The organism is Mycobacterium shunyiense (assembly GCF_058270035.1).
Genome location: NZ_JBZDPT010000018.1, coordinates 46510 through 68042 on the forward strand (window position 1 = coordinate 46510; position 21533 = coordinate 68042).

General features: G+C 67.3%; 17 protein-coding genes. 12 read left to right on the forward strand and 5 right to left on the reverse strand.

Annotated elements, in window-relative coordinates; translation table 11 throughout:
• The first annotated feature begins 2 nt into the window (after nucleotides 1-2).
• Both AC4ELS_RS12005 and AC4ELS_RS12010 read left to right on the forward strand, forming a co-directional pair.
• Nucleotides 3-860: a helix-turn-helix transcriptional regulator gene (locus AC4ELS_RS12005; protein ID WP_499047512.1), complete on the forward strand. Its 858-nt coding sequence runs from the start codon at nucleotides 3-5 to the stop codon at nucleotides 858-860.
• Nucleotides 861-1185: 325 nt separating this feature from the next.
• Nucleotides 1186-2592, forward strand: coding sequence for a hypothetical protein (locus AC4ELS_RS12010; RefSeq protein ID WP_499047513.1), 1407 nt, complete (start codon nucleotides 1186-1188; stop codon nucleotides 2590-2592).
• A gap of 95 nt (nucleotides 2593-2687) precedes the next feature.
• On the opposite strand, the gene AC4ELS_RS12015 is transcribed toward AC4ELS_RS12010, so the two are convergent.
• Genes AC4ELS_RS12015 through AC4ELS_RS12025 form a run of 3 tightly spaced genes read right to left on the reverse strand, consistent with a single transcriptional unit; the run spans nucleotide 2688 to nucleotide 5933 of the window.
• Entirely contained in the window at nucleotides 2688-4214 is a 1527-nt protein-coding gene (locus tag AC4ELS_RS12015) for a DUF4153 domain-containing protein (protein WP_498887343.1), read from the reverse strand.
• Nucleotides 4211-5230 carry a HAMP domain-containing sensor histidine kinase gene (locus AC4ELS_RS12020; protein WP_448445669.1) on the reverse strand — a complete coding sequence of 340 codons (1020 nt, stop codon included), beginning with the start codon at nucleotides 5228-5230 and terminating at the stop codon, nucleotides 4211-4213. Before AC4ELS_RS12020 ends, AC4ELS_RS12015 begins: the two co-directional genes overlap by 4 nt.
• A gap of 37 nt (nucleotides 5231-5267) precedes the next feature.
• Nucleotides 5268-5933, reverse strand: a complete 666-nt coding sequence (locus tag AC4ELS_RS12025) for a response regulator transcription factor (RefSeq protein ID WP_448445590.1) — start codon at nucleotides 5931-5933, stop codon at nucleotides 5268-5270.
• Between the two features lie 123 nt (nucleotides 5934-6056).
• Here AC4ELS_RS12025 and AC4ELS_RS12030 point away from each other — a divergent pair, with 123 nt between their 5' ends.
• The 5 genes from AC4ELS_RS12030 to AC4ELS_RS12050 are packed head-to-tail and all read left to right on the forward strand — an operon-like array spanning nucleotide 6057 to nucleotide 13227.
• A complete protein-coding gene (locus tag AC4ELS_RS12030) occupies nucleotides 6057-7358 on the forward strand; it encodes an SWIM zinc finger family protein (RefSeq protein WP_498887345.1) in 1302 nt (433 codons plus the stop codon).
• Nucleotides 7355-8815, forward strand: coding sequence for a DUF5691 domain-containing protein (locus AC4ELS_RS12035; protein WP_498887347.1), 1461 nt, complete (start codon nucleotides 7355-7357; stop codon nucleotides 8813-8815). The genes AC4ELS_RS12030 and AC4ELS_RS12035 overlap by 4 nt, the downstream gene beginning before the upstream one ends.
• Entirely contained in the window at nucleotides 8812-9903 is a 1092-nt protein-coding gene (locus AC4ELS_RS12040; protein WP_498887349.1) for an ATP-binding protein, read from the forward strand. Before AC4ELS_RS12035 ends, AC4ELS_RS12040 begins: the two co-directional genes overlap by 4 nt.
• Entirely contained in the window at nucleotides 9816-12080 is a 2265-nt protein-coding gene (locus AC4ELS_RS12045) for a DUF5682 family protein (protein ID WP_499047514.1), read from the forward strand. Before AC4ELS_RS12040 ends, AC4ELS_RS12045 begins: the two co-directional genes overlap by 88 nt.
• Nucleotides 12073-13227 (forward strand): VWA domain-containing protein, encoded by a 1155-nt coding sequence (locus tag AC4ELS_RS12050; protein ID WP_498887353.1) that lies wholly within the window; start codon nucleotides 12073-12075, stop codon nucleotides 13225-13227. The genes AC4ELS_RS12045 and AC4ELS_RS12050 overlap by 8 nt, the downstream gene beginning before the upstream one ends.
• 372 nt (nucleotides 13228-13599) lie before the next feature.
• On the opposite strand, the gene ipdF is transcribed toward AC4ELS_RS12050, so the two are convergent.
• On the reverse strand, nucleotides 13600-14388 hold the full coding sequence (gene ipdF / locus AC4ELS_RS12055) for a (5R,7aS)-5-hydroxy-7a-methyl-1-oxo-2,3,5,6,7,7a-hexahydro-1H-indene-carboxyl-CoA reductase (protein WP_448445579.1): 789 nt from the start codon (nucleotides 14386-14388) through the stop codon (nucleotides 13600-13602).
• Entirely contained in the window at nucleotides 14388-15536 is a 1149-nt protein-coding gene (ipdE1, locus tag AC4ELS_RS12060) for an acyl-CoA dehydrogenase IpdE1 (RefSeq protein WP_448445577.1), read from the reverse strand. Before ipdE1 ends, ipdF begins: the two co-directional genes overlap by 1 nt.
• Before the next feature lie 45 nt (nucleotides 15537-15581).
• Here ipdE1 and fadD3 point away from each other — a divergent pair, with 45 nt between their 5' ends.
• The 5 genes from fadD3 to AC4ELS_RS12085 all read left to right on the forward strand — a co-directional run bounded on the left by fadD3 (nucleotide 15582) and on the right by AC4ELS_RS12085 (nucleotide 21441).
• On the forward strand, nucleotides 15582-17159 hold the full coding sequence (gene fadD3 / locus AC4ELS_RS12065) for a 3-((3aS,4S,7aS)-7a-methyl-1,5-dioxo-octahydro-1H-inden-4-yl)propanoate--CoA ligase FadD3 (RefSeq protein ID WP_448445575.1): 1578 nt from the start codon (nucleotides 15582-15584) through the stop codon (nucleotides 17157-17159).
• A complete protein-coding gene (locus tag AC4ELS_RS12070; protein ID WP_448445573.1) occupies nucleotides 17150-18292 on the forward strand; it encodes an acyl-CoA dehydrogenase family protein in 1143 nt (380 codons plus the stop codon). Before fadD3 ends, AC4ELS_RS12070 begins: the two co-directional genes overlap by 10 nt.
• The gene (locus AC4ELS_RS12075; protein WP_498887358.1) at nucleotides 18289-19245 is read left to right on the forward strand and encodes an acyl-CoA dehydrogenase family protein; all 957 of its coding nucleotides are present in this window, start codon (nucleotides 18289-18291) and stop codon (nucleotides 19243-19245) included. Before AC4ELS_RS12070 ends, AC4ELS_RS12075 begins: the two co-directional genes overlap by 4 nt.
• Complete coding sequence (gene ipdE2 / locus AC4ELS_RS12080; protein ID WP_498887360.1) at nucleotides 19242-20177, forward strand: acyl-CoA dehydrogenase IpdE2; 936 nt, start codon at nucleotides 19242-19244, stop codon at nucleotides 20175-20177. Before AC4ELS_RS12075 ends, ipdE2 begins: the two co-directional genes overlap by 4 nt.
• 106 nt (nucleotides 20178-20283) lie before the next feature.
• On the forward strand, nucleotides 20284-21441 hold the full coding sequence (locus AC4ELS_RS12085; RefSeq protein WP_498887362.1) for a pyridoxal phosphate-dependent aminotransferase: 1158 nt from the start codon (nucleotides 20284-20286) through the stop codon (nucleotides 21439-21441).
• Nucleotides 21442-21533 lie beyond the last annotated feature (92 nt).

The following is a 21533-nucleotide window of genomic DNA, read 5'->3' on the forward strand; positions in this document are numbered from 1 at the left end:
GCATGGCGTTGAAGCCGTGGGACGGCGATCGACCCATGACCCCGCGCACAATCCTGAAGCAAGACGTCGTCGCGGCCCGGGGCTTGTCCTTCACTTTCACCACCGAGCGGATATCCGCACCCACGGATTGGTGTGGCGCTGACGACGCCAACCACTGGTTGTACGTGTACCGGCACGGAACCATTCGCTCCGCGGAGATGCTGCTCGATTGGGGCCCCTCGGGCCGCCTTCCTCCCAGTCCCGGCGACATCTGGTGGAGGCCTGCGGGCGTCGCGTCGTCAGTGTTGATGCAAGGGGACACCGCGGGATACTGCGAGATCGCCATACCTGGTCGCGCGATCGGCGATCCGGTGCTGATCCCTCGAGTCAGGTACCGAAACCCCTTGATTCATCACTTGGTCGAAGAAATCGGGAGCGTTTCGGGCCGCGACGACACGGTGGCGCGGTTACTCACAGAGTCGGCCGCGGAGACGCTGCGACTACTGGTTGTCGACAGCCTCACAGTCGATCGTCCGCGCAAGCGGGCCGAGCGCGACACGTTGGATGCCAGGACCCAGTCGATGATCACCGAATACCTCAATGACAGTTTGGATTCTGAGATCAATTTGGACGCGCTGGCGCGGCTGGCCGCGATGCCGGTGGGCACATTCATCAAGGCATTCCGCCAGGCCTTCCACACGACGCCCTACCAATTCCTGTTGGATCGCCGGATCGATCAGGCCAAGACTCTGCTGTTGACAACCTCACTGTCGATCACGGAAATCTCGTCGGCGGTGGGTTTTTCGACTCCTAGTCACTTTGCCACCGCGTTCGGTCGTCGGGTGGGTGCCACGCCTCGCAAGTACCGACTAGGTCGGTGACTCAGCAAGCCACGCCGTCGGTACTCGCGATTGGCAGCCGACTCAGGCCAGCGCGATATGGCGGCGCAGCATGCGGATTATGAGACCCAGCGTTTGCGAAGACGCAAACTAGAACGTGTTTCTACAAGAATCCGAAGGTTGCGCAGAATGTGAAAGTTTTCACAGCTGACTCCCAGATACCTTCGCCCGGTCGCCGAAACCTAGCGCCCACGAAGGGGTTCCTATGCACACAGCTCTCCGCCCATTCTCATCTGCAGCCATAGCGCTGACCGGAGCGAGCGTCATCGCGATAGCTCCCGTCCCAGCACCACTACCCGATGTCCAAGTGCCTGCAATCTCGTCGGCCTCGGTGCAACTTGCCGCTTCCACTTTCGTCGACCCATTTACGCGGTGGATGCAGGTCTTCGAGGCAACCTCCACGAATCTCACCGAGATCGGTGACTACATCGAGGCGCAGCCAGAACGGTCACTTCCTGGGATGCTGGAGTTGTTTCAGGCCAAGCTTGACGGATACGGGCACGAACTGTTCGGCGATCTCCCGCTAGTTGCCGAGGGCATGCAGCATTGGGCAACCGTCACTTTCCCAGCGGGGATGCAGACAGCTTTAGAACTGGCCGCATCGGGACAGCCTCAGGCAGCCATCCAGACTGTCCAGAACACGGTGATGTCGTTGCTGGGAATCTCATCCCCTCTAATGGGGCTGAAGGGCTTCCTCACGGTGCCACCCATGGTCCTGCAGGACATCAGAGACATCACGTATGCGATCACTGCGCCAATACAGCTGCTCTCTTCACTCGTTAACCCGGCCCTGAACCTGGCGTGGTCCCCACTAGTTTCCGCGGGCATCACCGCCCAGAAGATCGTCGACGCCATGGAGGCCGGCGATGCGCTGGGAGCGCTCGGGGCGGTGATCAACGCTCCCGCCGATGCCGTCGACCACTTCCTGAACTCGACCGGGGGCCTGGTCGAGGTCCGCAGAACCGGCAGTACAGGTCAATTTATCAACGGAGGCCTACTGACACAGCTGCTCATCAAGGTTCCGCAGTCCATAGTGGGAGCCCTCGAGCCGCCACTCCCTGCCGCCGCTGCCACCTCGGTTGCGGACCCCAGTATCGCGGCCGGAACGATGGTTTCGCTTGATGCCGGCACGCCAGTCGACCCTTCCGCGGGCGTCAGTCGCCCGTTCGAGTCCGAACAAACACCGGCCGAATCCCCGGCCGCAGACCCGGCTCCCACTGAACCCGCCTCGGCGACGCAGTCCACGGTGACCCAAGCCACGCCAGCGGCCGAACCCAGCGAATCCGCGTCCACCCCTGCCGTAACCGACACCGTTGCGCAGGAGACGACCGAGGCGACCACGGCCGAGGATGCCCCTTCCGCCGCGACGAAGGTCAATTCAACAGGCGCGACCGATCTTTCGGCCGGCAACAAGGCAGCCCCCGGCAAGACCGCCACTACCTCCTTGCGGCCCGGTCAGCGGTTGCGCACGTCGATGGAGGATGCGACCGACCAAGTCAACAAGAGTGTCAACGGCATTCGCGACGGAGTCCAGAAGTCGGTCTCTGGACTCAAGGACCGAATCAGCAAGGCAGCTCCCGGCGAGTCAGGCACTGACAAGGCCGGCAAGGGCCCTGTCAGCAAGGCTGGCAAGGAGTCTGCAGGGAAGGCCGGCAAGAGTACGGGTAAGACCGGATCCGGATCCGGAAACAACAAGTCCGGCAGCGACAGCTGACAACCCGGCTGTGTTCTCTGTCGAGCCCACTGGACAGAGGACACAGCCGGCGTTACGCGCTACGGGGCTCGCTCTCGCCTGGCGTATCCAGCCCGCTACCGGTACTGCGGATCGGACCAGTACGCCGAGCAGTGCTCGGGAAGGTCCTCGCTCGTCGGCCGATCGGCCCGGGCGCGCGACAGGTTGAAGGTGTACCAGGGCTCGGGCTCGTGGACCCGGGCGGTCACGCACTCGCGCACCGATGCAGGCAAGCGGTGTAGTGCCGGATCGATGTCAGAGGACAGCCCGGACAAATACTCGGCGTCGAGCGCGCCCGTCTGCTCGAAGCGGTCGATGTTGCGGTCGGCGATCAACCGTTCCGGGTTCAACGTGGCCAGGCCGAGCAGGGCCAGGACACCGGCCACCAGCACGGCCCGCGGCAGCCACCTGCCCGTCATCCGGATGCCGGCCACCGCGACAAGCACGAACACCGCACCCAGCCACACCTCGGTGGTGATGACGAGCAGCCTCTCGGTGCTGAAGCCGTACGCCTGCTGGTACAGCCACATCCGGTGGATCGCCGATATCACCACGACAACCGATGTCGCACACAGGGTTCCGACCAAGATCCGCAACATGCGGCGGTCCGAAGCGCTGGCCCGGCCCGCCACTCTGATCACCACGCTGAGCACCAGCAGCGTCAGCGCAGACACCCACAGCAGCTGCCAGAATCCCTGGCGGGCGTACTCGGCGTAGGTCAGTCCCTCGGTCTCCAGCACATGGGTGTGCCCACCGAACAACACGGTGGCCTGTACCGCGACGAACGCAATGAACAGTGTGTCGAGCACCCCCAACGGCAGCGCCCACTCCCACCGCGGCACCGGCTGCATCGGTGCCGGGGCCATCGCATCCAGACGCGGCGGGAACCGCACCAGGTAAGCACCGCCCAGCACGAACGTCACCACGATGCCGAATACGGCTGTCCGCGAGAAGAAATCGACGCCGACGACCGAGGGCACCAGGTTGCCGGCCAGATGCGCGAAGGCGGGGTCCGCGGCGGCGAACAGCGCACCGAACACCACCACCAGTCCGACGGTGACTCCGGCCACCGCCGCGACGCGTCCGGGGCCGGGCAGACCCGAGCGCGCCGGTAGCGCGGTCCTCACCGCCTGGTACACCCAACTCCGCAACCTGCCGAACAGCACCCACGGCAGGAAAGGCCCGGTGAACACCGCCGACCAGGTCCGGCCGCCGACCAGCGTGCACCAGCCGATGATCCAGGCCGCCGCCAGACACAGCGCGCCCATCCACCCCGCGGCCAGGAACGCCGGCACGGCCAGCAGCGCCAACGTCAAACCGATGCCGAACTGCTCGGACCGACTCGGGCGGCGCGGCGCGGTGCCGTAGACGAGGCCGAAGACCAGCAGTCCGACCACCAGGTAGCCGACGCTGAGCACGGACAGCCGCCACACCGCGGTACCGATCAGCCCGGCAACCAGCGCGGATACCAGCACCCGGCGCGGCGCCGACGCCAGCGGGTCGATGGGCCACACCCGACGGGACCACACCGTCCAGCCCGGTTCGCCCTGGCGTGGCAATGCGGGCCCCGGAAGGACCGGCAATCCTGAAACTGTTGTCGTCATCTCGACCTCTCCCCCATCGCAGAGTCAGGGATGTTGACCCTGATCCGACATCCCGGCTCGGTGTCCATCACTTCGATGACCCCGCCGTGCAATTCGACTGCCCACCGGGCGATCGCCAGCCCCAGGCCAGTTCCGCCGTCCGAGGTGGCGCCCCGGGTGAACCGCTCGAAGACCCGCTCCCGTTCGGCGGACGCGATCCCCGGGCCCTGATCGGTCACCTCGAGCCGCAGGCCAGACAGCCTGCGGGTCGCCAGCACCGTCACCTGCCCACCGGCCGGGCTGTGCCGAATCGCGTTGTCCACCAGATTGACCACGACCTGCCGCAGCCGCGCCGGGTCTGCCACGGCCTTCAGGCCCGGTGGGGACACCCGCACGGACACCGGTACGCCCGTAGCCGATATGGAAGCGTGTTCGACGGCCTCGTGCAGGAACTCGTCGACGTCGAACCGGCCGATCTGCAACGGAATTGCCCCGCCTTCGACCCGCGAGAGGTCGAGCAGGTTGGTCACCAGCTCGCCGAGGCGCTCGGTCTGGGACAGCGCCATCCGCATGGTCTCGGCGTCGGGTTCGACGACGCCGTCGACCACGTTCTCCAAGACCGCCTGCAACGCGGTGATGGGCGTGCGCAGCTCGTGGGAAACGTTGCCGATCAGCCCTCTGCGGTACTCGTCGGCAGCCCCGAGATCGGCTGCCATCTGGTTGAATGCCGTTGCCAGTTGCCCGATTTCATCACGCGAGGTCGCACGTACCCGGATGCTGTAGTCACCCTGCGCCATGGCGCGCGCCGCCGCCGTCATCTGGCGCAGCGGCGAGGTCATGCCGTGGGCGAGGAACTGCGTCAGGATCAGCGAGGTGGCGAGCGCGGCGAGCAATGCGTACCGGAACTGCCAGCTGGCGCCGATCCAGAAGGTGAACGAGGCCAGCAGGATGGCCCCTCCGACCAGCAGACCGGTCTTGACCTTGAACGACGCGAACGGATCCAGTGGTCTCGGTAGCCGGTCCCAGAGCTCCGCGATGACGCTCATCTGAATCCTCGGCTCTTCGCGCAAGCGCTCATCGCGGAACCTCCAGGGCGTAGCCGACACCGTGCACGGTCCGGATCAGCTCCGACCCCAGCTTTCGCCGCAATGCCTTGACGTGACTGTCCACGGTCCGGGTTTCCACCTCTGAAGCCCAGCCCCAGACGTGTTCCAGCAGTGTCTCGCGAGGGACCGCAGCGCGGGGCCGACCAGCCAGGAAGGCCAGCAGGTCGAATTCGGTTCGGGTCAGGTGGATCTCCTGGTCGCCCTGATGTACCCGGCGCTCGGTCAGGTCGATGCGGTAGTCGCCGACCGACAGCGGTTGGTCACCAATTGCGCGCTCCACGCGTCGCAACAGCACCCTCACTCTGGCCACCAGTTCGCGCATGCTGAACGGCTTGGTCAGGTAGTCGTCGGCACCAATGCCCAAACCGATCAGCATGTCGGTCTCGTCGCTGCGGGCGGTCAGCATGAGCACCGGCACCACGCGCTCGGCCTGGATGCGCCGGCACACCTCCAGCCCGTCGAATCCGGGCAACATGACGTCGAGCACCACGAGATCGGGTTGGGTCGCCGCTGCGGTTGCCACCGCCGACGGTCCGTCGACCGCCGTGTCGACCTCGAACGCCTCGGCGCGCAGCCGGGTGGCCACCGCGGACAGGATCGTCGGCTCGTCGTCGACCACCAGGATTCGCTTCACGAATTCGACTCTAAGTGCAGGTTGTGGTGGTCACGGGCAGCGTTTGTGAAGATCTTGTGGAGACGCTGTCCGCCCCGCTGGCTACGCTGGCTCAGGGTCAGTACGCATCTGGAGGGGCGGCGGTTGGATCAGCAGACGGTGTGGTCCACCGATGATGCGCGCCAGTTTGCCGGGAAGGCCTACGCCGCAGGCCAGAAACTCGCGGGCGCTGCGGGCTGGTCCAACACCGGAGCCACCCAGACCATGTTGTGGGGAGACTTCCAGGGCAGCGGCCGCACCCCGTACCGCGTGCAGGTCAACCTGGTGGGCCCGACTTACAAGTGCTCGTGCCCGTCGCGGCAGTTTCCCTGCAAGCATGTGGTGGGTCTGGTGCTGCGCTGGTGCGGCGGCAACGTCGACACCGCGGCGGAAGCCCCGGCGAACGCCATCGTCTCGCCGGCACCCCCGAAGGCTCCGCGTGAGGTCAGCGAGAAGGCCGTCGCGGCGCGGGAACGCAGCGTCGCCGAGGGCCTGGAGCAACTCCGGCGGTGGATCGACGACCAGGTCCGCAACGGCATTGCCGGGATCAGCGTGGATCCGTATGCGGGGTGGAGCGAGCCGATCGCCAAACGCATGGTCGATGCCAAGGCACCCGGCCTGGCGGGCTGGCTGCGCAGACTGCCCGGCCACCTCACGCACGACGAATGGCCGCGGAAGATCATCGAGGACCTCGGGTTGATGCGGCTGCTGACCGATGCCTACCGCACCATCGACACGCTGCCCGTCCCGACCGCCGCAGCGGTGCGCCGCCACATCGGGTTCACGGTGGCACGGGCCGAGGTGCTGGCCACCGATCCGGTGAGCGACACCTGGCAGGTGCTCGGGTACGCAGAAACCCTAGAAGAGCGCTACACCACCCGACGGATGTGGTTGAGCGGCACGGACACCGGGCTGTTGGTCAACGTGCAGTCCACCGCGCCGAGCGGGGCCAGTTTCGACAACCGGCTCACCCCGGGCCGCGAGTTCACCGGCGGCGTCCACCTGTATCCCGGTGGGCCGTCGAGCTTCCGCGTCGCGCTCCCCGACGGCGATGTGCCGACGGTCGCCATCGAGCATCTCAACGTGACCGGCACCGCTATCGACGACGCACTCGCGGCCCGGGCCCGCGCCCTGGCGGTCGATCCGTGGCTGCTGCGGTTTCCGGCCGTCGTCAACGCGCGCGCCGTACAACACAGCAGGCCCAAACGCCGCCATCTGGTCGACGCGGACGGTAACGCCCTTCCGGCGATCTGCGACGACGACCGCTGGGCACGTCTGCAGGCCGGAAGCGGCGGGCAGTCACGGCCGCTGCTGGTCGAGATCACCACCGATGGTGTCGATCCGCTGTCGATGCTGAGCGACGCCCCACCGTCGCGCCTGACCGGGCCGGCGGTGACCGCGCTGTGAGCGACTATCAGCGGATGATCTCCGCCGCCACCGTGGGTTTCGGCTCGAAACCCTTCCCCGACGGCATCTTCGACGCTCCGGTGGACGGCAGCGTTGCCGCCGTACACGACGCGGCCGATCCGGTCGGGTCGGTACTGCGGGTGGCGGGCCTCTACGCGCTGGCACGGCGCGCCGGCCAACGTCCCGAACACGTCGAACCGAAGACGCCCGCAGCCCCACCGGAAACCCGGCCGCTGATCACCGCCACGCACGGCTTTCTCATCGAACGCGCCCTGTCCGTGCGCCCCATCCTCGATGGTGCGCTCGCCGACCTCGCCGCCGCCGGCCTGCGCCTGCCCCCACGGCTGATCCCCGGGCTGTTACGGCTGCAGCAGAGTGACGTTGTGACGCATGCACTCTGGGACGCCATCGGCAGCGGCGGTCAGTGGTACGCGGTGGAACACTACGGCCGCAGCCACCGCGCGCTTCGCGATGTGGTGCGCACCGCGTCCGCGGAATGGCCGAAGGAAGCCGACTACACCCACGGTGACACCGCCAAGCGCCTGACCTGGCTGGCGACCGCGCGCGAGCTCGACCCCGATCGGGCGCGCGAACTGGTGGCACAGCACTGGGCCAGCGAGGACGCCGAGTCCCGGGCGGCCCTGTTGGCGGCGTTCGCGGCACCCGAACATGAGACCGACGAGCCGTTCCTGGAGGCCGCGCTCGACGACCGGGCGGTCACGGTGCGCAGTGCCGCCATCGCGGTGCTGAGCGGCCGGTCCCGCAGCCGCTATCTCGATCGCATGAAAGACCGTGCCGCTCAAATCTTCTCGGTCAAGAAGACATTGCTGGGCGTGAAAGTTGCCGTCCACCACCTACCCGGGCCCGACGCCGCGGCAGTCCGCGACGGGCTGAGCACCACCAAGCCGGAAGCCGTCGTCGCCCGTACCCCGATCGCCTTCTGGGCCGAAGTGCTCGGCGCGGTGGCACCGGAGAAGGTGGCCCGCGCACTCTCGGACGCCGACCACCAATCCGTACTGGCCGCGCTGACCGGCAGTGCATTGCGCGGCAACGATCCCACCTGGGCAGTGCCACTGTTGCAGCAGTGTCTGCCCGGCGATTACGCCACGTACTTCGACCCCGCCGCCGCACACCCGGCGATCTCGGCGGAGATGATCCGCGCGCTCACCGACACCGCTGAGTCCGCGCCCCTGCTCCGCATCGTGGCGGGCCTGCCGCGACCGTTCGCCCCTGATGTTGCCGCAGCCCTGTTCGGATCCCTGGCCGGGGCCGGCTGGGGCACGGCCCGCCAACGCCGCGAGGCCGCGGCGCATCTCGCCGCCGGGTACCCACTGGACTGGTTGCCGCGCTTCGCGAGGCTCACCGACCTCACCGGGGACGAGGAACTGCACAATTTCTACGCCACGATCTTCGAGCTGCTCACCCTGCGATCCGACCTTGCGAAGGAACTCTCATGACTGAAGCGACCCTGCTGCGTCCGCATGCCGAGCAACTGTTCGCCGCCGAACTCACGGCCCTGCGCGCCGCTGACGACAAGCCCGCGCCGCCCAACTGGTCGATGTCACCGCACGCGGTGGTCCGCTACCTGCTGGGCGGGGAAACCGTTGCGGGAACCGAGATCACCCCGAAGTACATCGGCCCCCGACGGATCATCGAGGTGGCCGTGGCGACGCTGGCCACCGACCGGGCGCTGCTGCTGCTCGGGGTGCCGGGCACGGCCAAGACGTGGGTGTCGGAGCATCTGGCCGCAGCCGTGACCGGGGATTCGACGCTGCTGGTTCAGGGCACCGCGGGCACCGTCGAGGAAGCCGTGCGATACGGCTGGAACTACGCCCGGTTGATCGCCGAAGGGCCCTCGGAGCAGGCGCTGGTCCCCTCGCCGATCATGACCGCGATGCGCGACGGCAAGATCGCGCGGCTTGAGGAGCTCACCCGCATCCCGTCGGAGGTGCAGGATGCCCTGATCACCGTCCTCTCTGAAAAGACCCTGCCCATCCCCGAACTCGGCTCCGAGGTGCAGGCCACGCAAGGGTTCAACGTGATCGCGACGGCCAACGACCGCGACCGCGGTGTCAACGACTTGTCCTCGGCACTGCGCCGCCGGTTCAACACCGTGGTCCTTCCGTTGCCCGCGAGCCTCGACGACGAGGTGGAGATCGTGACGCGCCGGGTGGCCGACATCAGCGGGTCACTGCAGCTGCCGAAGGTACCGACATCCGCCGACGAGATCCGTCGGGTGGTCACGGTTTTCCGCGAACTGCGCTCCGGATTGACCGCCGACGGCCGCAACAAGCTCAAGCAGCCGTCGGGCACGCTGTCCACCGCCGAGGCGATCTCCGTGGTGACCCAGGGCATCGCGATGTCAGCGCACTTCGGCGACGGCGTGCTGCGGCCCGCCGACACCGCGGCGGGCATCGTCGGTGCGGTGGTGAAGGATCCGGTCAACGATGCGGTGGTATGGCTGGAGTACCTGGAGGCCGTGGTGCGCGAGCGCGACGGCTGGGCCGACTTCTACCGGGCATCGCGGGACGTGCTGAACTCGTGACCACCCACGTCCTGGGCATTCGGCACCACGGTCCCGGGTCTGCCCGTGCCGTGCTGTCCGAGCTGGACCGGATCCAGCCGGACATCGTGGTGATCGAAGGCCCGGCCGACGCGGACCGGCTCACCACCGACGTCGACCACACGGACATGGTGCCGCCCGTGGCGATCATGGCCTACGCGGTCGACGATCCCGCGGTGTCGGCATTCTGGCCGTTCGGCTCCTTCTCCCCCGAGTGGCAGGCCATGTTGTGGGCAGCGCGACACCAGGTGCCGGTGCGGTTCTGCGACCTGCCCGCGGCCACCGTGCTGGCCCAGCGCGACCAACGGTACGAGAACACGTCACACGTCCGGGTCGATCCGATCGCGGCGCTCGCCGACGCCGCGGGCTACGACGATCCCGAACGCTGGTGGGATGATGTTGTCGAATCACGCACGGAAGGCAGCGGATTCGAGGCGATCACCGAGGCCATGCACACCGCGCGGGAACTGGAACCCGACGAAGATGACCCGATCGAACACCAGCGCGAAGCACACATGCGCCAGGTGCTCCGCAAGGCCGCGAAGGAATTCGCGACGGTCGTCGTGGTGTGCGGAGCCTGGCACGCACCGGCGCTGACCGGAAAACTGCCTGCCGCGAGCGCCGACGCGGCACTGCTGCGCGGGCTGCCCAAGGTCAAGTCCGCGACGGTGTGGGTGCCGTGGACGCATTCACGGCTGGCCGCAGCCTCGGGTTACGGCGCAGGCGTCCGGTCACCCGGCTGGTACCAGCACGCCTTCCTCGAACGGGACCGACCAGTGGAAACCTGGCTCACCTTGGCAGCCAGGGCATTACGCGACCACGACATCTTCGTCTCCTCGGCCCACGTCATCGAAGGAGTGCGGCTGGCCAACGCGCTGGCCGCCATGCGGGGTCGCGCCCATCCCGGTCTCAGCGAGGTCAACGAGGCCACCGAGGCCGTACTGTGCGAGGGCTCCGACACCCGGTTCGGGCTGATCGTGCGGGAGCTGGTCGTCGGCGAACGGCTAGGCAGCATTCCCGAACACCTGCCGATGGTGCCGCTGCTCGCCGACATCACCAAGCAGCAGAAATCGCTGCGGCTCAAACCCGACGCCAGTGCCAAACAGGTCACCCTCGACCTGCGCAAACCCAACGACCTGGCCAAATCCCATCTGCTGCACCGGCTTACCGTGCTCGACATTCCGTGGGGCGAGCCCGAGATCGCCACCGGTCAGGGCACGTTCAAAGAACCCTGGACGCTGCAGTGGCAGCCGGAGTTCGCGGTGCGGGTCGTGATTTCGTCGGTGTGGGGAAACACCGTCTACCGCGCCTGCAAGGCTCGACTGGCCGACACCGCCGAGAACGCGAAACATCTGGGCCAGGTCACCGCGGCGATCGAAGCGGCTCTGCTCGGCGGTGTCGACGAGGCTGTCCCGCAGCTGCTGGCCATCCTGGAGAACAAGGCCGCAGTCGACCGGGACCTCACCGAACTCATGGCGGCCTTGCCCGCGCTGGCCCGTTCGCTGCGCTACGGCGATGTGCGCCGCACCGACGCAGAGGCACTCGGTGCCGTCACCACGTCGCTGCTGCGCCGCGTCAACGTCGGCCTTCCCGCGACGCTGACCGGGCTCGGTCCGGACGCGGCCGCCGAGATGCTCGCACACGTCAACGCAGTCACCGACACGGTGGACCTGCTGGAGGCAGACGTACGCGGCGAATGGCTGACCACCATCGCGCGGCTGGCTGATCGCGACGATCTACACGGCAGCCTGGTCGGCCGGTTCGTCCGAATCGGTGTCGACGGCGCCGTGTTCACCACCGCCGAAGCAGCCCGACGCATGCGTCGCGCCTTGAGCATCGGCGCCCCGGCCGACGAGAAGTCCGCCTGGATCGAGGGGTTCCTGTCCGGCAGCGGACTGCTACTGGTTCACGACACCGAGCTGCTGGCCGTGATCGACGAATGGTTGACCGGTTTGACCGCAACGGAATTCACCGATGTTCTGCCGCTGGTGCGTCGCACCTTCAGCACCTTCGACGCCGGCATCAAACGCAATATCGGGCATGCGGTGACCACCGCAGGCTCCACCGCCCATACCGAATTCGACATCGATGCCGACCGCGCCCGCCCTGTCGTGATCGCGGCGGCCGCCATTTTCGCAAGAGGTATCAACCATGGCTGACGACACCATCCCGGACGAACGCGACCGCCGGTGGCGGCTGGTGCTGGGGTCGGATGCGGACTCGCTGCCGAGCCTGCACGCCGGTGACGTCGAAATGGACAAGGCGCTGTCGGAGCTCTACGACCGCAAGGGTGGCCTCGGCGGATCCGCGCCCAAGGTGGCGCGCTGGCTGGGTGACATCCGGAAGTACTTCCCCAGCACGGTGGTTCAGGTGATGCAGCAGGACGCCATCGAGCGGCTCAATCTGCGCATGCTGCTGCTCGAACCGGAGATGATGGACAGCATCGTCCCGGATCTGTCGTTGGCCACCACACTCATCACGCTGGGTGAGGCCATTCCCGACGAGTCGAAGGCCTCGGCCCGGGCACTGGTGCGCAAGGTGGTCGAGGACATCGAGCGGCGCATCGCCGACGGTACCCGGGCCACACTGCGCGGGGCGCTGTCGCGGAGCGCGCGGACCAACCGGCCGCTGGCTTCCGACATCGACTGGAATCGCACCATCGCCCGCAACCTGAAAACCTTCCAGCCGGACCTGAAGACGATCATCCCCGAACGGCTAGTCGGGTTCCGCCGCGCCGGCCGGTCGGTGACCAAGGACATCGTGCTGGCCATCGACCAGTCCGGTTCGATGGCCGAATCGATCGTGTATTCAGCAGTTTTCGGGGCGGTCATCGCGTCGATGCGGTCATTGCGCACATCCCTCGTGGTGTTCGACACCGAAGTCGTCGACCTCACCGATCTGCTCGACGATCCCGTCGACGTGCTGTTCGGTACCCAGCTCGGCGGCGGCACCGACATCAACCGGGCCATCGCCTACTGCCAGAGTTTGATCACGCGGCCCACCGACAGCATCTTCGTGCTGATCTCGGACCTCTACGAGGGTGGCGTCCGCGACGAGATGCTGGCCCGGGTCAAACAGCTCGTGGATGCGGGCGTCCAAGTGGTCGTGTTGTTGGCGCTGTCCGATTCGGGCGCACCGTCATTCGACCGGGAGATCGCCGCCGACCTGGCCGCCATGGAGATCCCGGCGTTCGCCTGCACCCCCGACGCATTCCCCGAACTGCTGGCGCTGGCCATCACCAAGGGCGACATCCGCGGCTGGGCTGACCGGACCGGTCTGGCGCAGCGCGGGATGGGCGAACCCTAGTCGCAGAGCCTCAACGGCGTCGGCGTCCGGGCAGGTGGCGAAGTGCCCGCCTGCCAGCGACAATCGAGCGACAATCGCCACATACGCCCCGTCGGAAACTTCTGCCGCATGCACGATCAGTACACGCGTCACTTGCACCTAAAGAGCCACGCAGGCAACAGATTTCAGATTGCCCGACTACCAGCGACAGAGTCGCTGATAGTCGGGCACGGGGCCACTGAGGCCGATGTGCCCAATGATGCTGGACAGCCGAAAGGGACAAGCGACAATGCGTCAGGCGCGGCGGGTGTTGCCGGTGAGGCGATTGTCGCTGAATTGTCGCTCGTAGGCGGGCATGTCAGACATACCACCCGAGCCTGTGACTCGTGTGACCTAGGCCCGCTGGCTCGAAACCGAGATGACCTCGCCGGTCAGGTAGCTCGAGTAGTCGCTGGCCAGGTAGGCGATGGTGGTCGCGATCTCCCACGGCTCGGCCGCGCGGCCGAACGCCTCGTCCGAGGACAGCCGGTCCAGCAGCGCCGCGTCGGCGGACTTCTCCAGGAACTTGTGCCGCGCGATGCTCGGCGACACCGCGTTGATTCGCACCCCGTACTCGACGGCTTCGATTGCGCTGCAACGGGTCAACGCCATCACGCCGGCCTTGGCCGCGGCGTAGTGCGACTGCGAGTGCTGCGCACGCCAGCCGAGAACACTGGCGTTGTTCACGATCACCCCGCCGTGCTCGACATCACGGAAGTAGAGCAGGGCGGCGCGGGTCGCCCGCATCACCGAGTTCAGCGTGACGTTCAGGACCCGGTCCCACTCGTCGTCGGTCATGTCGACCAGCGGGGTCTCGCCGCCGAGGCCGGCGTTGTTCACCAGAACGTCCAGGCGGCCCATCTTTTCGACCGACCGGGCGATCAGCGCGTCGACCGCCTCGGTGGAGGTCACGTCGCAGACCACGGCCTCGACCCGGCCCAGGCCGAGCTCGGCCAACTGGTCGCGGGTCTCGTTGAGGCGCCGCTCGTGGTAGTCGGACACCACGACGTCGGCACCCTCGAGCAGCGCGCGACGGGCGGTGGACGAGCCGATGCCGGTTCCGGCGGCGGCGGTCACCAGGACGACCTTGCCCTTCAGCAGGCCGTGGCCCTCAACCTCTTTGGGAGCTACCGACAAATCCATCAGCCCTTGGCCTCTCGGGGTAGGCCGAGCACGCGCTCGGCGATGATGTTGCGCTGGATCTCGTTGGACCCGCCATAGATGGTGTCCGAACGCGAGAACAGGTACAGCCGCTGCCACTCGTCGAATTCACCCTCGGGCAACGTCAGCCCGGCCGTGCCCTGCACGTCCATGGCGATCTCGCCGAGCTCGCGATGCCAGTTGGCCCACAACAGCTTCGACACATTGTCCTGCCCGGGCTGCTCGACATCCATGGTCGCCAGGGCGTAAGACCGCATGGCCTGCAGGCCGGTCCACGACTCGGTCAGCTTCTGGCGGATCAGCGGATCGTCGGCCGCGCCGCTGCGCTTGGCCAACTCGACGAGGTTGGAGTGCTCGCGGGCGTAGCGGATCTGCTGGCCCAGCGTGGACACGCCGCGCTCGAAGGTCAGCGTGCCCATCGCCACGCGCCAGCCGTCACCGGGCTGACCGACGACCAGCGAGGCCTCGGTGCGGGCGTCGTCGAAGAACACCTCGTTGAACTCGGAGTCCCCGGTCAGCTGGATGATCGGGCGGATCTCGACGCCGGGCTGATCCAGCGGCACCAGCAGATAGGACAGGCCGGCGTGCCGCTTGGAGCCCTTCTCCGTGCGCGCCACGACGAAGCACCACTGCGCCCAGTGCGCGAGTGATGTCCATACCTTCTGGCCGTTGATGACCCATTCGTCGCCGACCAGCTCGGCCGTCGTCGCCACATTGGCCAGGTCACTGCCGGCGTTGGGCTCGGAGTAGCCCTGGCTCCACAGCTCGGTGACGTCGAGGATCTTGGGCAGGAACCGCTGCTGCTGTTCGGGGGTGCCGTACTCGATGAGCGTCGGCCCGAGCAGTTCCTCGCCCAGGTGGTTGACCTTGTCCGGCGCGTTCGCGCGGGCGTACTCCTCATAGAAGGCGACGCGGTGCGCCACCGACAACTCGCGGCCGCCGTGCTCCACCGGCCAGCCGAGGCAGGTCAGTCCCGCCGCGGCGAGATGCTGATTCCACGCCCGACGCTCTTCGAAGGCTTCGTGTTCACGCCCCGGTCCACCCAGGCCCTTGAGCGCTGCGAATTCGCCAACAAGATTGTCTGCGAGCCACTGCCGGACCTCGGCCCGGAACTCCTGGACCTCTATCACCCCTGTAGGCTAACCTACCAAGCACTTGCTTTGTTAGGGGAGTCGATGGCCAGGGCACACCACCCGCTCGCGGGGCAAGATCGCCGCACCGTTCCAGCGGTGCTGGACCGGGTTGCCGTGGAGTTTTCCGACCATGAGGCCCTGGTCAGCGACAATAAGAGCCTCACCTATTCGGAACTGCGCGCGCACGTACGCCAAGCCGCTGCGGCGATGATCGCTCTCGGCGTCGAACCCGGCGACCGGGTGGCGATCTGGTCTCCCAACACCTGGCACTGGGTGGTGGCCTGCCTGGCCACCCACTACGCCGGTGCGCAGATGGTGCCGCTGAACACCCGCTACACCGCCAGCGAGGCCACCGACATCCTGGCCCGCACCGAGGCCCCGCTGCTGATCGCCTCGGGCGAGTTCCTCGGCTCGGACCGCGCGGCCGAACTGGACCGCGACGCACTTCCCGCGCTGCGGCACATCGTGCGGGTGCCCATCGAAAAACAGGACGGAACCTGGGACAAGTTCGTCGCCCGGGGATCCGGACCGGATGCCCTGGAAAAGGTCGACGCCCGTGCGGCTGCGGTGCAGTCTGACGACGTGTCCGACATCCTGTTCACCTCCGGCACCACCGGACGCAGCAAGGGTGTGCGCTGCGCCCACCGTCAGTCGCTCGACGGATCGGCCGCCTGGGCCGAGTGCGGCCAGGTCACGAGCACCGACCGCTATCTGTGCATCAACCCCTTCTTCCACAACTTCGGCTACAAGGCCGGCATCCTGGCCTGTCTGCAGACGGGTGCCACGCTGTACCCGGTGCTCACGTTCAAGCCCGAGCAGGTCCTGAAAACCATTGCCGAACAGCGCATCACGGTGCTGCCCGGCCCGCCGACGATCTTCCAGACCCTGCTGGACCAGCCCAACCGCGCGGACTACGACCTGTCCTCGCTGCGCTTCTCGGTGACCGGCGCGGCCGTCGTCCCGGTAGTGCTGATCGAGCGGATGCAATCAGAGCTCGACATCGACATCGTGCTGACCGCCTACGGCCTGACCGAGGCGGCCGGCTTCGGCACCATGTGCAGCGCCGACGACGACGCCGTCACCGTGGCCACCACCTGCGGCCGGCCCATCGCCGATTTCGAACTGCGCCTCGATGATTCGGGCGAGGTACTGCTGCGCGGACCCAACGTCATGCTCGGCTACCTCGACGACCCCGAGGCCACCGCGGCCGCGATCGACACCGAGGGCTGGCTGCACACCGGCGACATCGGGACGCTCGACGCCCGCGGCAACCTGACCATCACCGACCGGCTCAAGGACATGTACATCAGCGGCGGGTTCAACGTTTACCCGGCCGAGATCGAGCAGGTGCTGGCCCGGTTGGACGGTGTCGCCGAGACGGCGGTGATCGGTGTTCCCGACGAGCGGCTCGGCGAAGTCGGGAAGGCCTTCGTGGTACTCAAGCCGGGCGTGACGCTCGACGAGGCGGCCGTGATCGCGTACGCACGTGAGCATCTGGCGAACTTCAAGGCGCCGCGATCAATTGAGTTTCTGGATGTGCTGCCGCGAAATCCGGGCGGCAAGGTGATCAAACCGGTGCTGCGCAGCAGAGGGACCCGAGAAGGGGTGCAATGGACCTGACATTCGACGACGAGACCGAGGCCTTTCGGGCCGAGGTCCGTGAGTTTCTGACGGCCAATCGGGATTCGTTCCCGACGAAGTCGTACGACACCCTTGAGGGTTTCGAACAGCACCGCCGCTGGGACAAGGTGCTTTTCGACGCCGGACTGTCGGTGATCGCCTGGCCCAAGGAGTACGGCGGCCGCGACGCCACCCTGCTGCAGTGGGTGGTGTTCGAGGAGGAGTACTTCCACGCCGGAGCGCCCGGTCGGGCCAGCGCCAACGGCACCGCCATGTTGGCGCCGACGCTGTTCGCCCACGGCACCGAAGAGCAGCTCCAGCGCGTGCTGCCGAAGATGGCCAGCGGCGAGGAGATCTGGGCCCAGGCCTGGTCCGAGCCCGAGTCAGGAAGCGACCTGGCCTCGTTGCGCTCGACGGCCACCAAGGTCGACGGCGGCTGGAAGCTCAACGGGCAGAAGATCTGGAGCTCACGCGCACCCTTCGGTGAGCGCGGCTTCGGCCTGTTCCGGTCCGACCCGGAGGCCCAGCGCCACAAGGGTCTGACCTACTTCATGTTCGACCTCAAGGCGCCGGGCATCACCGTGCGCCCGATCGCCCAGCTGGGCGGGGACACCGGTTTCGGCGAGATCTTCCTCGACGACGTGTTTGTGCCGGACAACGACGTGATCGGCGGCGTGCACGAGGGCTGGCGCGCCGCGATGAGCACATCGAGCAACGAGCGCGGTATGTCGCTGCGCAGCCCGGCGCGCTTCATGGCACCGGCCGAACGGCTTGTCGAGCAATGGAAGTCCAATCCTGACCCGGTGTTCACGGACCGGGTTGCCGATGCCTGGATCAAGGCCCAGGCCTACCGGCTGCACACCTTCGGCACCGTGACCCGGCTGGCCAACGGCGGTGAACTGGGTGCCGAGTCCTCGGTGACCAAGGTGTTCTGGTCCGACCTGGACGTCGCCCTGCACCAGACCGCCCTGGACATGCAGGGACCCGACGCCGAGCTGGTCGACCACTGGACCGAGGGGCTGCTGTTCGCGCTCGGCGGCCCGATCTACGCCGGCACCAACGAGATCCAGCGCAACATCATTGCGGAAAGACTGCTTGGCCTACCGCGCGAATCTGGAGGGAAGCCAAAGTGAACTTCGAGATCGACGAACAGCAGCGGGACTTCGCGGCCAGCATCGACGCCGCACTGGGCGCCGCCGATGTCCCGGCCGCGGTACGAGCCTGGGGGGAAGGGGACACCGGGCCGGGACGCAAGGTGTGGGCACAGCTGACCGACCTCGGGGTCACTGCACTGCTGGTGCCCGAGAAGTACGACGGCATCGAAGCCCATCCGGTCGACCTCGTCGTCGCCCTGGAGCGGCTGGGCTACTGGGCAGTGCCCGGTCCGGTGACCGAGTCCATCGCCGTTGCACCGGTTCTGCTGGCGAACGACGAACGCTCGGGTTCGCTGGCCTCCGGCGAGCTCATCGCCACGGTTGCCATGCCGCCACAGGCACCGCGCGCCGTCAACTCCGATTTCGCCGGATTGACGCTGCTGGCCGCCGACGGTCAGGTCGGTGACGCGACTGCCGGCGCCGGCCACGATTCCGTCGACCCGGCCCGAAAGCTGTTCGACGTCACCGCATCCGGCGATACCCAGGCCGCCGACACCGCGCGCGCCTACGAGTTCGGTGTCCTGGCCACGGCCGCCCAGCTGGTGGGCGCCGGCCAGGCCATGCTGGACCAGTCCGTCGAATACGCCAAGCAGCGCGCGCAGTTCGGCCGGATCATCGGCTCGTACCAGGCCATCAAGCACAAGCTGGCCGACGTGCTCATCGCCGTCGAGCTGGCCCGCCCGCTCGTCTACGGTGCGGCGCTGTCGCTGGCAGAGGGGTCACCCGACACCGCCCGCGACATCAGCGCCGCCAAGGTGGCCGCCGCCGACGCCGCCCTGCTGGCCGCCCGCTCGGCGCTGCAGACCCACGGCGCCATCGGGTTCACCCAGGAACACGACTTGTCCCTGTCACTGCTGCGCGTTCAGGCGTTGCGGAGTGCCTGGGGCGATCCCACCCTGCACCGTCGTCGACTCCTGGAGGTCCTCTCGTGAGTGAAGAACGCCAACTGCTGCGCGAAACCGTCGCCGCGCTGGTCGACAAGCACGCCTCCCCTGAGGCCGTGCGCACCGCGATGGAATCCGAGCGCGGCTACGACGAGAAGCTGTGGAGCCTGCTGTGCGAGCAGGTCGGCGCGGCCGCACTCGTGGTTCCTGAGGAACTCGGCGGCGCCGGAGGCGAACTCGCCGATGCCGCACTGGTTCTCGAGGAGCTCGGCAAGGCGCTGGTGCCGACCCCGCTGCTGGGCACCACGCTGGCGGAGCTCGCGCTACTGGCGGTCGACGATCACGAACCGCTCGAGGGTCTTGCCGAGGGCACGTCCATCGGGACCGTGGCCTTCGACGCCGACTACGTCATCAACGGCGACGTAGCCGATGTCGTCATCGGCACCGACGGGGAAAACCTGACGCGCTGGACCACGTTCACCGCGACACCCAAATCCACCATGGATCTGACCCGCCGGTTGTCCGCGGTGATCGCGGGCGACACCGTCGTCCTCGGTGCCGATCCCGGTCTGGCCGACACCGCCGCCCTGCTGATGGCCGCCGAACAGATCGGTGCCGCGTCGCGCTGCCTGGATCTCACCGTCGCCTACACCAAGGACCGGGTGCAGTTCGGCCGCGCGATCGGCAGCTTCCAGGCGCTCAAGCACCGGATGGCCGACCTGTACGTCAAGGTGTCCTCGGCGCGCGCCGTCGTCAACGACGCCATCGCCGACCCGTCGCCCACCACGGCCTCCCTCGCCCGCTACTTCGCCAGCGAGGCGCTGTCCGCAGTGACCGCCGAAGCCATCCAGCTGCACGGCGGTATCGCGATCACCTGGGAAAGCGACATCCAGCTGTACTTCAAGCGTGCTCACGGCAGCGCCCAGCTCCTGGGTCCGCCGCGGGAGCATCTGCGCCGGCTCGAAACACAAGTTTTCTAGGCCCGTCCGATGTTCGCCGAAACCGCATTCCAGCAGGTGGCTACTCGCACTTTCTCTGCCGGAATGCCATTTCGGCGATCAGAGCGGCATTGTTAACCTCACTCCGATGACCGACCACGTCTCCCTGCGCGCCGGGATCCCTCCGTTTCACGTCATGGACGTGTGGCTGGCCGCGGACGAACGCCAGCGCACGCACGGCGACCTGGTCAACCTGTCCGCCGGACAGCCCAGTGCCGGGGCGCCGACGGCAGTGCGCGATGCCGCCGTGGCTGCGCTCAACCAGGGCTCCCTCGGTTACACGGTCGCGCTCGGTCTGCCAGAACTGCGCGCGCAAATCGCCGCGTCGTATCTCAGGTACGGCGTCGAGGTCGGTGTCGACGAGGTGGTTCTCACCACCGGGTCGTCGGGCGGATTTCTGCTGACCTTCCTGGCTTGCTTCGACGTCGGCGACCGGGTGGCGATCGCCAGCCCGGGCTACCCCTGTTACCGCAACATCCTCACGGCGCTCGGCTGCGAGGTGGTGGAGATCCCGTGCGGGCCGGAGACCCGGTTCCAGCCGACGGTCGCGATGTTGGAAGCACTCGATCCCCCGGTGGCCGGCGTGATCGTCGCCAGTCCGGCCAACCCAACCGGCACCGTCATTCCGCCCGAGGAATTGGCCGCGATCGCTCGCTGGTGCGACAGCGCAGATGTGCGGCTGATCAGCGATGAGGTCTACCACGGTCTGGTCTACCCAGGCGCGCCGGAGACCAGCTGCGCCTGGCAGACATCGCGGAATGCCGTGGTGGTCAACAGTTTCTCGAAGTACTTCGCGATGACCGGTTGGCGGCTGGGCTGGCTGCTGGTGCCGACCGGCCTGCAGCGCGCGGTCGACCGCCTCACCGGCAACTTCACCATCTGCCCACCGGCTCTGGCACAGCATGCCGCGGTGGCCGCGTTCGCTCCGGAATCCCTGGCCGAGGCCGACGGCCTGCTGTCGCATTACGCCGACAACCGCAGGCTTCTGCTCGACGGGCTTCGCAGCATCGGTATCGATCGGGTGGCCCCGCCCGATGGCGCCTTCTACGTGTATGCCGACGTCAGCGATTACACCGACGACTCACTGGCCTGGTGCTCGAAGTTGTTGGCCGACACCGGCGTTGCGATCGCCCCTGGCATCGACTTCGACACCGTGCGGGGTGGCTCCTATGTGCGGCTGTCCTTCGCCGGACCGACCAGCGACATCGAAGAGGCCCTGCGCCGCATCGGTGCGTGGTTGGGCTAGGGCGTGTCTGACAAAACTAGAAGCCAGAGGGTGACGGCGCGTAGGACAGCTGCTGCCCGGTAGACGACGGCGAGTTTGTCGTAACGTGTGGC

Excerpts from the sequence above, each read along its gene's own strand:
- AC4ELS_RS12050 (WP_498887353.1), top strand. The coding sequence starts at position 12,073 with ATGGCTGACGACACCATCCCGGACGAACGCGACCGCCGGTGGCGGCTG.
- AC4ELS_RS12070 (WP_448445573.1), top strand. The coding sequence starts at position 17,150 with ATGGACCTGACATTCGACGACGAGACCGAGGCCTTTCGGGCCGAGGTC.
- AC4ELS_RS12085 (WP_498887362.1), top strand. The coding sequence starts at position 20,284 with ATGACCGACCACGTCTCCCTGCGCGCCGGGATCCCTCCGTTTCACGTC.
- ipdF (WP_448445579.1), bottom strand. The coding sequence starts at position 14,388 with ATGGATTTGTCGGTAGCTCCCAAAGAGGTTGAGGGCCACGGCCTGCTG.
- AC4ELS_RS12015 (WP_498887343.1), bottom strand. The coding sequence starts at position 4,214 with ATGACGACAACAGTTTCAGGATTGCCGGTCCTTCCGGGGCCCGCATTG.
- AC4ELS_RS12040 (WP_498887349.1), top strand. The coding sequence starts at position 8,812 with ATGACTGAAGCGACCCTGCTGCGTCCGCATGCCGAGCAACTGTTCGCC.
- AC4ELS_RS12045 (WP_499047514.1), top strand. The coding sequence starts at position 9,816 with ATGGCTGGAGTACCTGGAGGCCGTGGTGCGCGAGCGCGACGGCTGGGC.
- AC4ELS_RS12005 (WP_499047512.1), top strand. The coding sequence starts at position 3 with ATGGCGTTGAAGCCGTGGGACGGCGATCGACCCATGACCCCGCGCACA.
- fadD3 (WP_448445575.1), top strand. The coding sequence starts at position 15,582 with ATGGCCAGGGCACACCACCCGCTCGCGGGGCAAGATCGCCGCACCGTT.